The sequence below is a fragment of the Streptomyces spiramyceticus genome (genome assembly GCF_028807635.1).
GTDB classification, from domain to species: domain Bacteria; phylum Actinomycetota; class Actinomycetes; order Streptomycetales; family Streptomycetaceae; genus Streptomyces; species Streptomyces spiramyceticus.
The window spans coordinates 1,432,875-1,445,530 of sequence record NZ_JARBAX010000002.1; the positions used below are offsets into that span (position 1 = coordinate 1,432,875).

Genomic DNA, 12,656 nt, shown 5'->3' on the forward strand with positions numbered 1-12,656 from the left:
TCCTGGATCAGAGGTGTTCAGGGGGCGGCGGACGGGGGCGTCGGCACCGGTTCCACGGCCTCGAAGCGGTGCTCGGCCAGGACTCCCGTCTTGTGCCGCTGTACGAACCAGTAGTAGGCGAAGCCGCCCAGCGCGACGATGCCGATGAAGAGGAACGCGCCCCAGCGCAGATACCAGTGCTGGTCGCCCGTCGCGTTGTAGACCTCGGCGCGCGGCCAGGCGAGGTTGATCGACATGGCGGCGCCCCACAGCACGGCGAGGATGTTGACGGGCAGCCCGAACCTGCCGAGCGAGAAGTTGCCTTCGATGGGCTTCCAGTCGCCGCGCAACCGCTTGATCAGCAGGGGGACGGTGACCATCAGATAGGCCACGTAGATCATGATGATCGCGATGCTCGTGATCACAGAGAAGATCTGCGGCTGGTTGATGTTGATCACCAGGATGACGACGGCCACCACACCGATCAGGACGGCCGGTACGACGGGCGTGTGGAAGCGGGGGCTGACCCGGGCGAGCGCCGAGCCCGCGGGCAGGTTGTTGTCGCGCGCCATGGCGAACATCAGCCGGATGCCGGCGGCCTGTACGGCCAGTACGCAGACGGTGATCGCGATGACCACGCTCCACAGGAAGATCTCGCCGATCGTCGAGCCGAGCGTTTCGAGCACCACGTACTGCAGACCGCCCGTGCCCAGCTCCTCCGCCGCCAGATCGGGTACGGCCATGAGGGCGAAGAGCAGGATGAATCCGCCGATGAGGAACGACGCGACAAGCGCCCGCAGGATGGCGCGGGGCGCGTTGCGGCCCGGGTTGTGCGACTCCTCGCCCAGCGAGGACGCCGTGTCGAAGCCGTACATGACGTACGCGGAGGCCAGCGACGCGGTCAGGAAGGCGCCGAAATAGCCGAGGCTCTGGCCGCTGCCGAGCCCGTACGTCTCGGTCACCGCGGTGGTGGGGCCGCGGGTGATGTGCGCGGCGAGGAAGATGATCAGGGCGACGGCGGCGATCAGCTCGATGAACACACCGGCGGAGTTGATCCGTGCCATGAGCTTGACGCCGAAGGCGTTGACGACGGTCGAGAAGAGGATGAGTACCGTGCCGAGGAGTACGGCATTGGCCGCCGCGTCGGACCTGCCGGTGCCGTCGCCGACGAACTGGAACCAGTCGTCGATCTGCGGCAGCGTGATCTGGTAGGCGAGCGCCACGGCCGACAGCGTGACCATGGTGGCCGTCATCATCATCCAGCCGCCGAGCCAGCCGATGTGCGGGCCGCCCATGCTCTTGGCCCAGTTGTAGACCGAGCCGGCGACGGGGTAGCGGGCGGCCAGCTCGCAGAAGCACAGGGCCACCATCAGCTGACCGGTGAAGACCATCGGCCAGGACCACCAGTAGGCGGGACCGCCGAGCGATACGCCGAAGTAGAAGAGCTGGAAGGTACCGGTCAGGATCGAGATGTAGCTGACGCCTGCGGCAAAGGTGTGGAAGTTGCCGAGGGTGCGCACCAGTTCAGGGCGGTATCCGAGCTCGCCCAGCGCGTCGTCGTCGTGTTCGGTCTGGGTCTTCTCGGGGGGTGCGGGATCCGCGCCCCTGCCCGTTTCCGTACTCACTCGAACCACCCCTGTCTCACTCGAACCACCTCTGCGGCTTCGGCGAGAGATTGCGCCAGATGTGCTTGGCCTCCTGATACTCGGCAAGTCCGGCCGGGCCCAGTTCACGGCCGAAGCCGGACTGCTTCATTCCGCCCCACTCTGCCTGGGGAACGTACGGATGGAAGTCATTGATCCATACGGTGCCGGCGCGCACCCGGGAAGCCACCCGCTGCGCCCGGGCCGCATCACCCGACCAGACGGCTCCGGTCAGCCCATAGGCGGTGTCGTTGGCGAGCGCGACCGCCTCCTCCTCGTCACGGAACATCTCGACGGTGAGTACTGGACCGAACGACTCGTCAGCCACCACGGACATGCCCGGCGTGCACTCGTCCAGCACGGTGGGCAGGTAGTAGAAGCCGCCCTGCAGGGCCGGGTCGTCGGGCCGCTTGCCGCCGCAGCGCAGTACGGCGCCGTCGGCCAGTCCGGCCGCCACGTACGCCTCGATCTTGTCGCGGTGCGCCGCGGAGATCAGCGGCCCGGTGCGGGCATTCTCGTCGAACGGGCCACCGAGCCGGATCGCCCTGGCCCGGGCCACCACCTCGTCGACGAACGCGTCGTGCAGTTCGTTCTGGACCAGGAGCCGTGCCCCGGCCGAGCAGACCTGCCCGGAGTGCAGGAACACCGCCATCACGGCGTGGTCGACCGCTGCCTCGAAATCGGCGTCGGCGAAGACGATGTTGGGGTTCTTGCCGCCCAGTTCGAGGGCGATCTTTTTCACGGTGGGGGCGGCCGCTGCCATGATGCGGCGCCCTGTGACGAGTCCGCCGGTGAACGACACAAGGTCGACCCGAGGGTCCGCGGTGAGCGGCGCACCCGCTGTCGGGCCGGCGCCCAGCACGAGGTTGGCGACCCCGTCGGGCAGTCCTGCCTCGGTCAGCAGGCGCATCAGGATGATGGCGGTGTGCGGGGTCAGCTCGCTGGGCTTGAGGACGAAGGTGTTGCCCGCGCCGAGCGCCGGAGCGACCTTCCAGGCCGTCTGCAGGAGCGGATAGTTCCATGGAGTGATCAGGGCGCATACGCCGACCGGTTCATGGACCACTCTGCTGTCCACATCGGGATTGCCGGTGTCGACGATCCGGTCGTTGCCGCCCGACGCCGTGAGGTTGCCGAAGTAGCGGAAGCAGGCCGCGATGTCGTCCATGTCGTACTCGCTCTCGACGAGCCGCTTCCCTGTGTCCAGGGATTCGGCCCGGGCGAGCGTCGGCCTGTCGCGTTCCAGCAGGTCGGCGACGCGCAGTAGCAGCCGGCCGCGCTCGGCGGCCGGAGTGCGTGGCCAGGGCCCGCTGTCGAAGGCGTCACGGGCGGCGGCAATGGCAGCGGCGGCGTCCTTGGGGCCGGCCTCGTCGACGGTTGCCACCAGGGTGCCGTCAGCGGGGCAGCGGATCTCACGAACCTGCCCGCCGAGGGCGGCGGTCCACTTGCCACCGATGAACAGCTCCGGCATGGGGGCTCCTCCGGGTTCGGATGGGCGGCACCTGTGGTGCGGTGTGGTGCTCCATCAACAGACACTGTGGTGGTCCATGAACAGACACTAAGGAGACCGGGCTGTGTCCGCAGCGTGGGAGCCGTCATCCGGGGCGGACGGTCACCGGCCCTGTGCCCGGTCACGCTGCCAGGTGTCGAGTTCCTGTACACGAGTGAGCGCGGCCGGCCGCTGATCCTCGGGAAGTACGGAGGCGAGCGTCTGCCAGACCGCCAGATCGTCCTCTCCCCAGGGGCTGTACGCCCAGTCACCGAGCAGCCCCGGATCCGCGCGGGCGATCACTGCGGCCCGCAGCTGGTCCGCCAGACGCCTGCGCAGACGTACGACCTCGGGGGCCTGCGAGACGGGCAGCAGTGGGCCCACGTACCCGCTCATGGCCGCCGTCGTGGCGCCGGACGCGAGGCGTCGTGCGACGGTGTCGAAGTCCGTGTCGACAGGAGTGGCGAGCCGGTACGGCCGGGAGAGGAGCAGCGCCGGGCCGAGCAGGCGGCGCAGCCGGGACAGCTCTGCGCGCAGGGTGACGGGGGTGACCGACTCGTCTTCGTACAGGGCGATGAGCAGCTCGTCGCCGGTGAGGCCTTCGGGGTGACGGGCGAGCAGCACCAGGATCTCGCTGTGGCGGCGGCTGAGACGCAATTTGCGGCCGTCGACCACGAGCAGGGCCTCGTCCCTGCCCAGCGCGCAGAGCTGCACGGGGGAGGAGCGCGGGGGCGGCGAGAGGAGTGCGAGCTGTGACTCGGCCGCACGGGCGACTGCCTGGACGAACGCCAGGCTGTGCGGATGCGCGAGCCCGTCCCCACCGGTGATGTCGACGGCTCCGAGGAGACGTCCGGTGCGCGGATCGTGGACGGGGGCCGCGGCACAGGTCCAGGGCTGTACGGGCCTGCTGAAGTGTTCGGCGGCGAAGACCTGCACGGGCCGGTCGAGGGCAACGGCCGTACCGGGTGCGTTCGTTCCCATCGCGGACTCGGACCAGCGGGCACCGGGAACGAAGTTCAGCCGCCCGGCACGGCGCCGGGTTCCGGGGTGCCCCTCGACCCACAAGAGGCGGCACTGCGCGTCGCACACCGCGAGCAGATGCTCGCCGTCGCTCGCGAAGGTGCCCATCAGCTCCCGGAACAGCGGCATCACCCTGGCCAGCGGATGTTCGTGCCTGTACGAGCCGAGGTCCGCGTCGGTCAGCTCGATACGGGCGGTGGACTCGGGGCTGACACGTGCCCGCGCGGACCGCCGCCACGACTCCCCGACCACGGACCGTACGGGCCGCTCAAGCCGCCCCGCGCTGGTGAACACCTCATGCGCCCTGCGCAGTTCACCAAGCCGCTCAACCGGGTCCGCCCCGGCCTCCAGAGCCACCCATGCATCGGTCACTTCGGCCTCCCGAACCATCGTGTCGGAGGCCCGGTGCGGCGGCAAGGACGCCTGCTGTGCGGGTGGCGTCTTCCTTCCCGCCCGCGCCCCGGGATCTCTGTCCCGGGGCACACCGTGCTCCTGCGGTCAGCACCGGTGAGTATCGGCCGTCAGTAGCGGTAGCGATCGGCCGTCAGTACCGGTGGGGACCGGCCCACCCGGTGGGCAGGGTCAGCGGTCCTGGGACAGGGCGTACAACTCGCCGAGGAGGCTGCCGTCCGTGTTCACCAGCTCCTCGAATGTGCCCTCCTCCCGGATGCGGCCTTCGTCGAGGACGATGATCCGGTCCGCCATCTTCACGTTGTCGAGGCGGTGGGTGACCACGACAGTGATGCGGTCCTGCGCGATGTCCCGGAGCGTACGGAAGATCATGTGCTCGCCCCTCGCGTCCATCTCGCTGGTGGGCTCGTCCAGGATGAGAAGGCCCGGCTTGCGATAGAGGGCGCGGGCACAGGCGAGGCGTTGCCACTGCCCGCCGGACAGTTCCTGCCCGCCCCACACCGAGCGGGCCAGCAGTGTTTCCAGTTCGTCGGGCAGGTCACGGATGACGTCCGCCATGCCGACCTGCTCGGCGGCCCTCCAGACCTGCTCGTCGCCGAACTCACGTGGCTGACCGAGAGTGATGTTCTCCCTGGCTGCCAAGGGCCAGTGGCCGTTCTTCTGAGGCACGAGCCCGACGTGCTGCCACACGGATTCGGCATCGGCGGTGGCGAGATCGGTGTCGTCCCAGTACACGCCGCCGGAAGTGGCCAGGGTCAGTCCGGTCAGCAGCCGCACCAGGGTCGACTTGCCGGCGCCGTTCTCGCCGACGAGGGCGACCACTTCACCGCGCTTGAGGGTGAGCGAGAGCTTGTGCAGGGCAGGAGCTGCCTTGTTGGGGTAGCTGAACTCGACCTCGTCGAGGCGGACGGTGCGGGGCGCCCGGACCGTGGCGGCGCCGCGGCGGGTGGTCATCGTCCGTACCTCGGCCAGGAAATCGTGGTAGTCGCTGAGGTAGAGGCCGTGGTGGAACATGACGGCGCCGTACCGAATGATCGAGTTGAGGGCGCGGCCGGCGGTCTGGGACGCGACGATCGCCGTTCCGGCGATGGCCAGGACCATGTGGCCGGACAGCACGAGCACGGCGAGGGAGGCCCACATGCCGAGCGTGAAGATGCCGGACAGGGCTGCGGCGACGGCCGTGATCCGCAGGTACGGCCCCGCTCCCTCCAGCTCCTTGCCCTCCACCCGGTCGCACATCGTGCGGTACCAGAAGTAGAGGTAGGGGCGCATGGTGTTGGCGCGCAGCTCGTCGGCGAGTTCCGAGGTGGTCAGCCACCACCGCATCATGCCGCGCACATTGCGCGCGGAGATCGTACGGTCGTGGACGCGGTAGTCGATGCGCGCGGCGATCACACCGCCCAGGCCGCGAGGAAGGACGGAGAGCAGCAGCACACCGACCAGCAGAGGGTGGAGCACCGCGAGGACGGACGCGGCGGAAACGAGCTGCACGAACCCGTTCGTGAGGGTCTTGGCGTCATCGGCGAGATCGACGGCGCGCAGTGCCCCGATCTCGGCCGCCTGGCTGCGGTCCTTGAAACCCTCTTGGTCGTAGGCGGACAACTCGGCTCGCATGTGGAGGTCGAGGATGGTCATGTCGGCTGCTGAGGCGACTTGCGGGTTGAGCCGGCGCGTGGCCCAGTCGGCCATGATCCAGGCCCCTGAACCCGTGGCCAGGGCGAGGCCCGCCAGCACCAGGGCCGGCGAGGCCGCCGATAACGCCGTCCGGGCGTCGTCCGTTCCGAACAGGTGCTGCATGGCCCTGGCGACGGCGGCGAGCATGACGGCCGTACCGATCCCGGACAGCAGCTGACAGGCCAGGATGGTGATCACCATGCGCCGGTCCACGGACCAGGCGAGCCGGGCGGTCTGGCCGAGTGCGGCGGGAATCCGCCGAGCCATCTCCCGCAGGGTGGCATCCTCCATGGCGCGGCGGTGCTTGCGTCCGTTGTAGTCCAGCTCAGGAGGAGCCGACGGGCGCGGACGTTCCTGCCTGGCGGGTGGAACCGCCGCTGCCGGGCCGGACACCGACTCCGACTTGGGGTCCGACTCCCACTCCGCAGCCGTCATCGACGCCGCTCCGACGGAATCGGTACGCCGACCGCTTGCGGGCCACTTCATGCCGACCACCTCGCGTCAACAGGGCGCACGGCAACTGCGGTCGCCACAGGTGGGTTCTCGAACGCAGGGTGAAGCACGATGCGAGCGGGCGCGGAATTCAAGGTTCCTCCTGTGGTGACGTTGAGGGATCCAGCGCCCGGAGAACTCACCTGATCAAGAAGCCGTCACGGGGGAAGGCGGGCGAACCGTCGCGCGAAAGTCCGAATGAACGTCGACAGGAAAGGGCGCGCTTCCGAAAGCTGCCGTGATGCGGCGTTCGATTCACCCGGGAGGGGGCTCGTCACCCCTGCGGGGGATTGCTGTGGAGCCGACCGTCTCCTGTCCGTCGCTCCGCAGGGCGACGGCGAGCGCCACCGCCGGATCCTGGTCGGCGGGACCGACCGGAGTCCACCGGCCGCGCTCCTTGCGGTACGGCCACCAGCACCCGTCGCGTCCGTACCGCAGCTGAGCGTCCGAGAGCCGAGCGTGCGAGCCGGTCACCGTCCACCGGTTGCGCTGGGCACGGAACTGCGGGCGTTCCTCCTCGTCCCACGCTTCCGTCAGCCGCGAACGGGCACGGGCCAGTGCCTCCCGGTCCGGGGACCAGTCCTCCTCCAGTACGGCGAGCGCGGCACGCCCTCCGTACCCCCACGCCCGTACAGCGAGGGCGAGTTCGGCCCGCTCCCGGCCGGAGCCCGACGCGAGGCGGGCGGCGATGACTGGACCTGGCGCCCCGGCTGCCAGCCGTACAGCGTCCTGATCAGCTGTCAGCTCCTCGTCGACGGGGTGCTGCTCATGCCCGGCCGACAGCGCCTCGGCCAGCAGGCGATGCGCCCGGGCGGCGGCGTCCGCCGCCAGGAACTCCAGCGCCGCGACGTCGATCCCAGGCGCCGGCCCCGTCTCCGTATCGAGAACCGGTGGCCGCCCCGGCTCCTCGGGGAAGGGCGGGGGCGCGGGCAAAGGCAGTATGTCCCGTGCCGCAAACACCTCGTCGGCACGTACGCCCTCCGGGGCGCGCTCTTCCTCGTGCGCCCCCGCGCTTTCGTGGGGAGTCGCTGCCCTGACGGCACTGCGTACCTGCAGCTCGTCCAGCAGTGCCCGCTCGCTCCGCCCCCGCATCAGCAGCAGCACGAACGGGTCCTGGTCCAGCAGCCTCGCCACCTGGTAGCAGAGCGCCGCGGTGTGCGGGCAGTGATCCCATGCCTCGCACGAGCACTCCGGCTCCAGATCGCCGATGCCTGGCAGCAGTTCGACCCCGGCCGCCGCCGCGTCCTCCACCAGGTGCGGCGGCATTTCGCGGTCCAGAAGGGCCGCGATGTGCCCGGCCCGTTCGACCGCCATGTCCAGAAAGCGGTCCCAGTCCTCGTCGCTCAGCCGCTGCAACAGCACATCACTGCGGTACGCCGAGCCGTCCTGCTCCCGGACGACGGCCGTGATCCGGCCGGGCCGTACGGACACGGCGCCGACCGCGCCCTCACGCGCGTACTTGCGCCCCTTCTTGAGCTGTTCACCGTCGAGCGCCGTGTCCTCCAGTGCCTTCAGCCAGGCACGGCCCCACCAGGACTGCGCGAAGCCGCGACCCCGCGCGGGAGGGAGGGCGCCAAAGGTGCGCTCCGTGTCCCATTCCATGGCCCTGTCCCTCTCGTTTTCCGTGGCCCTCTCCGTCTCGTTCCACCCGCCTGTGCCGCTCATCGCGTGCCCCCTCGCAGCTCCACCAGATCCGCCAGTTCGGCGTCGGTCAGTTCGGTCAGCGCGGCCTCGCCGGAGCCGAGGACGGCGTCCGCCAGCTCCTGCTTGCGCGCGAGCATTCCGGCGATCCGGTCCTCGATCGTGCCCTCGGCGATCAGCCGGTGCACCTGCACCGGCTGGGTCTGCCCGATCCGGTACGCCCGGTCGGTGGCCTGTGCCTCGACGGCAGGGTTCCACCAGCGGTCGTAGTGCACGACATGGGCGGCGCGGGTGAGATTGAGACCGGTGCCCGCCGCCTTCAACGACAGGAGGAAGACCGGGACTTCACCGTCCTGGAACCGCTGCACCATCGCCTCGCGTTCCTGGACGGGCGTACCGCCGTGCAAGAACTGGGTGTGCACCCCGCGCGCGGCGAGATGCTGCTCAAGCAGCCGCGCCATCTGCACGTACTGCGTAAAGACCAGCACGCTCGCGTCCTCGGCCAGGATCGTGTCGAGGAGCTCGTCGAGCAGCTCCAGCTTCCCCGACCGTCCCGCGATCCTGGGCCGTTCTTCCGCCGGACTGTTCCGTTTCGGACTGTGCTCTTTGGGACTCTCCTCTTTCAAATACTGTGCGGGGTGGTTGCAGATCTGCTTCAGCGCGGTCAGGAGCTTCACCACGAGCCCGCGCCGGGTGAACCCGTCGGCCCCTGAAATGGCGGCCAGCGTCTCACGCACTACCGCCTCGTACAGTCCGGCCTGTTCCGTCGTGAGAGACACGGCACGGTCGGTCTCCGTCTTCGGCGGCAGCTCGGGCGCGATGCCGGGATCGGACTTGCGGCGCCGCAGCAGGAAGGGGCGTACGAGCTTGGAGAGCCGCTCTGCCGCTGCCGGATCGTTTCCGCCCTCGACCGACTGCGCGTAGGTCCTGCGGAATGTGCCGAGCCTGCCGAGCAGGCCGGGCGTCGTCCAGTCGAGGATCGCCCACAGCTCGGAGAGGTTGTTCTCGACGGGTGTTCCGGTGAGCGCCACGCGTGCGCGTGCGTTGATGGTCCGCAGCTGCTTGGCGGTCGCCGAATACGGGTTTTTGACGTGCTGTGCCTCGTCGATGACGACCATCCCCCAGGCACCGGGCACGGTCAGCTGCCCGGCGTCGAGCCGCATCGTGCCGTACGTCGTGAGGACGAATTCGCCGTCGGCCAGGCCCTCCAGACTGCGCGAAGGGCCGTGGAAGCGGCGTACGGGCGTTCCGGGCGCGAAGCGTTCGATCTCGCGCTGCCAGTTGCCCATGAGTGACGTGGGGCAGACCACGAGGGTGGGTCCTGCGGCCCGCTCGTCCGTCTGCCGGTGCAGATGCAGGGCGATGAGCGTGATGGTCTTGCCGAGCCCCATGTCGTCGGCGAGGCAGGCGCCGAGGCCGAGGGACGTCATGTGATGCAGCCAGTTGAGCCCGCGCAACTGGTAGTCGCGCAGCGTCGCCGCGAGGGCGGCCGGCTGCGGAATCGTCTGGTGCCCGGTGCCCTCGGGATCGGCGATACGGTCCCGCAACTGTGCGAGCCATCCCGACGCCTGTACGTCGACGCGCTGTCCGTCCACCTCTGTACGGCCGGTCAGCGCGGCACTGAGCGCTTCGATCGGGGTGACCTTCCGGTCCTGGTGCTCCCGCGCGCGACGGGCCTCCTCGGGGTCGATGAGGACCCACTGGTCGCGCAGTCGCACCACCGGCCTGTTGGCCTCGGCGAGCCGGTCGAGTTCGGCTCGCGAGAGCTGTTGGCCGCCCAGCGCGAACGACCAGTTGAAGGCCAGCAGGGCGTCGGCCGACAGGAACGACGGCACGTCGGACGCTGTCTTCCCGGGACCCTTGCGATCGCTGCTCTCAGCTGCATCGTCGGGCGGGCCGACGACCGCGCGCGCCGTCAGCTTTCGCGCGAGCTCCTTGGGCCAGTGCACCTGCACGCCGGTGGCGGCCAGAGCCCGGGCGGCCTCGCCGAGCAGTTCGGTGACGTCCTCGTCCGCGAGCTCGATCGCGTCGGGTACGGCGGCCGACAGCAGCGGGGCCAGCGGTGGCCAGGCGCGTGCGGCCCGGCGCAGGGCGAGCAGCGCGTCCATGCGGGCGCGCGGACCGAAAGCCGTACCCGTGTGACCGGGGTGACTGGCATGACCGGCGTGACCGGCACCGGCCCACACCTCCGCGGCGTCCGCCACCAGCGACGGGTCGCTGACGCTGTGCATCTGGAGGACGGCACGGAACGTCCCGGCCCCGGACGCCGCAAGGCCCGGCAGTTCGACCCGCAGTGAGATCCGTACGCCCGCGTCCTGCCCGGCGGCGACATCCGCGGCCCAGGCCCGCTGTTCGGGCAGCCGCTGCGGCTCGGGCGCGGCGAAGGCGGGGCTCAGGGTGGCCCAGGGTGCGGCGGGCGTACGCGGCAGACCGTCGGCGACCGCGTCGAGGAAGGCGCGGAGCAGGCGCTCGGGTGCGGGCAGCAGCAGGGGCTCGGCGTCGATGTCGAGCGGTACGGCATGTGCGGTGGGCGGCATCGCGGCCGCCAGTTCGCGTACCCGTTCCAGGTCGTCGGTGGTGAGTGGTCCGGCCCGCCAGGCATCGTGATCGGTCGCGGTCAGGCCGGGCAGCAGCCGCCCGCGGGCGGCGAGTTGGAGCGCGACGAGGGCCGCCGCGCCCCAGAAAGCGGCGGCGGGGTCGGCGTGTGCGGACGCGCGGGCTCGGGTCAGGACCGGCAGGGCGTCCCGTACGGGCAGTACGACGGCTCGTACGGTCCGCGGTGTCGCATCGGCCGCGACCACGGTCAGTTCTTCGACGGATCCAAGGGCAGACAGGGGCTCGGACCGGGGCGCGGACGGGGGGACGGGCGGGGGCTCGCTGCCGTCGGACCGCCAGAAGGCGACCTTGCCGGTACGGGGTGGGTCCGCGGGCAGAAAGACCGCGGAGCGGCGGGTGAGTTCGGAGATCTCGGAGGGCGTTGCCGCCGGAGGCCGGTGCACAGCGATGACGCATTCCTCAAGTTTGACTAGTCGGGCCGGGCCGCCGAGGGTACAGCATCCGGCGCGCGCGAGGTGTGGCCAGCCCCACCCTGGCGGCTGGGGGCTTACCCCACTGAAAGCCGGGTGCCAGCGCCATGGTCTTCGAGGGTCCTCGTTGCGTACTTTCATGAGGTCAGAGCAAGGTCCTACAGACCGGAGACCCTTATGCCCCAGGCCGCCACTGTCGCGGAACCCACGACAGGCACCTCGGGGAGCGATTTCGCCCCGCTCCTGCGCACCGTGAGGGAGCAGGGACTCCTGGAGCGGCGCATCGGCTGGTACGCGCTGGGGATCGCGGCCAATCTGCTCGCCCTGGCCGCCGTCGTCACCGGCATCGTGCTCATCGGCGACTCCTGGTGGACGCTGCTGCTCGCACTGCCCCTCGCGGTGCTGTGGGCCCGTACCGCCTTCGTAGGACACGACGCGGGACACGCGCAGATAACCGGCAACCGTCGGCTGGGCATGGCCGTCGGGCTCATCCACGGCAATCTGCTGCTCGGCATGAGCCAGGCGTGGTGGAACGACAAGCACGTACGCCACCACGCCAACCCCAACCACGTCGACAAGGACCCCGACGTCGGAGTCGGCGCGCTCGTCTGGACCCAGAAGCAGGCCGAACAGCGTGAGGGTTTCGCCCGCTGGCTCACCCGCAACCAGGCACGCCTGTTCTTCCCGATGCTGCTGCTCGAAGGCATCGCTCTGAAGGTTTCCGGCTTCCAGGACCTGCGCCGCCAGTCGCTGCGCGAGCGCACGGTGGAGGGCTTTCTGCTGGTCGCCCACCTCGTGACATATGCCACACTCCTGCTCACCACCATGTCCGTCGGAAAGGCCATCGTCTTCGCGCTGGTGCACCACGCGCTGTTCGGTCTCCACCTCGGCATGGCCTTCGCGCCCAACCACAAGGGGATGGAAATGCCCGACTCCGACGGCGAGCGATGGGGCCACCTGCAGCGGCAGGTCCTCACGTCACGCAATGTGCGCGGCGGGATACTCACCGACTGGTTCCTCGGCGGCCTCAATTACCAGATAGAGCACCATCTCTTCCCGAGCATGCCGCGCCCGCATCTGCGGCTCGTCCAGCCGCTCGTGCGTGCGCACTGCCACTCACTGGGTATGCCGTATGCGGAGACCGGCCTGGTCGACTCGTACCGGCAGGCGCTGACACACATGCACGAGGTGGGTGAGCCGCTCAGGCCCGCCCCGAGCGCCGCCGTATAAGCGCTGCCGTACAGCGGGCGCACAATGGAACTGCGGCGCTGGCGTGCACGTTGT

The 12,656-nt window shown here is 69.8% G+C and carries 7 protein-coding genes; 1 reads left to right on the forward strand and 6 read right to left on the reverse strand.

The genetic code is table 11. The features are described from left to right. Positions 1 to 17: 17 nt before the first annotated feature. The 6 genes from PXH83_RS29890 to PXH83_RS29915 all read right to left on the reverse strand — a co-directional run bounded on the left by PXH83_RS29890 (position 18) and on the right by PXH83_RS29915 (position 11,345). Positions 18 to 1,604, reverse strand: a complete 1,587-nt coding sequence (locus PXH83_RS29890; protein WP_420803265.1) for an APC family permease — start codon at positions 1,602 to 1,604, stop codon at positions 18 to 20. 16 nt (positions 1,605 to 1,620) lie between these two features. Continuing rightward, complete coding sequence (locus tag PXH83_RS29895) at positions 1,621 to 3,090, reverse strand: aldehyde dehydrogenase family protein (protein WP_274564573.1); 1,470 nt, start codon at positions 3,088 to 3,090, stop codon at positions 1,621 to 1,623. Between the two features lie 141 nt (positions 3,091 to 3,231). Further along, entirely contained in the window at positions 3,232 to 4,500 is a 1,269-nt protein-coding gene (locus PXH83_RS29900) for a GAF domain-containing protein (protein WP_274564574.1), read from the reverse strand. 210 nt (positions 4,501 to 4,710) lie between these two features. Then, positions 4,711 to 6,648: an ABC transporter ATP-binding protein gene (locus PXH83_RS29905; RefSeq protein WP_274565212.1), complete on the reverse strand. Its 1,938-nt coding sequence runs from the start codon at positions 6,646 to 6,648 to the stop codon at positions 4,711 to 4,713. Positions 6,649 to 6,960: 312 nt separating this feature from the next. After that, positions 6,961 to 8,307 (reverse strand): SWIM zinc finger family protein, encoded by a 1,347-nt coding sequence (locus tag PXH83_RS29910; protein WP_274564575.1) that lies wholly within the window; start codon positions 8,305 to 8,307, stop codon positions 6,961 to 6,963. Between the two features lie 59 nt (positions 8,308 to 8,366). Continuing rightward, a complete protein-coding gene (locus PXH83_RS29915; RefSeq protein ID WP_274564577.1) occupies positions 8,367 to 11,345 on the reverse strand; it encodes a DEAD/DEAH box helicase in 2,979 nt (992 codons plus the stop codon). 204 nt (positions 11,346 to 11,549) lie between these two features. Between PXH83_RS29915 and PXH83_RS29920 the strand changes: the two genes are divergently transcribed. Beyond that, positions 11,550 to 12,602: an acyl-CoA desaturase gene (locus tag PXH83_RS29920; RefSeq protein ID WP_274564578.1), complete on the forward strand. Its 1,053-nt coding sequence runs from the start codon at positions 11,550 to 11,552 to the stop codon at positions 12,600 to 12,602. Positions 12,603 to 12,656 lie beyond the last annotated feature (54 nt).

What these genes read in the sequence shown, in the direction of transcription:
- PXH83_RS29895 (WP_274564573.1), bottom strand. Translation starts at nt 3,090, where the DNA reads ATGCCGGAGCTGTTCATCGGTGGCAAGTGGACCGCCGCCCTCGGCGGG.
- PXH83_RS29905 (WP_274565212.1), bottom strand. Translation starts at nt 6,648, where the DNA reads ATGACGGCTGCGGAGTGGGAGTCGGACCCCAAGTCGGAGTCGGTGTCC.
- PXH83_RS29910 (WP_274564575.1), bottom strand. Translation starts at nt 8,307, where the DNA reads ATGGAATGGGACACGGAGCGCACCTTTGGCGCCCTCCCTCCCGCGCGG.
- PXH83_RS29920 (WP_274564578.1), top strand. Translation starts at nt 11,550, where the DNA reads ATGCCCCAGGCCGCCACTGTCGCGGAACCCACGACAGGCACCTCGGGG.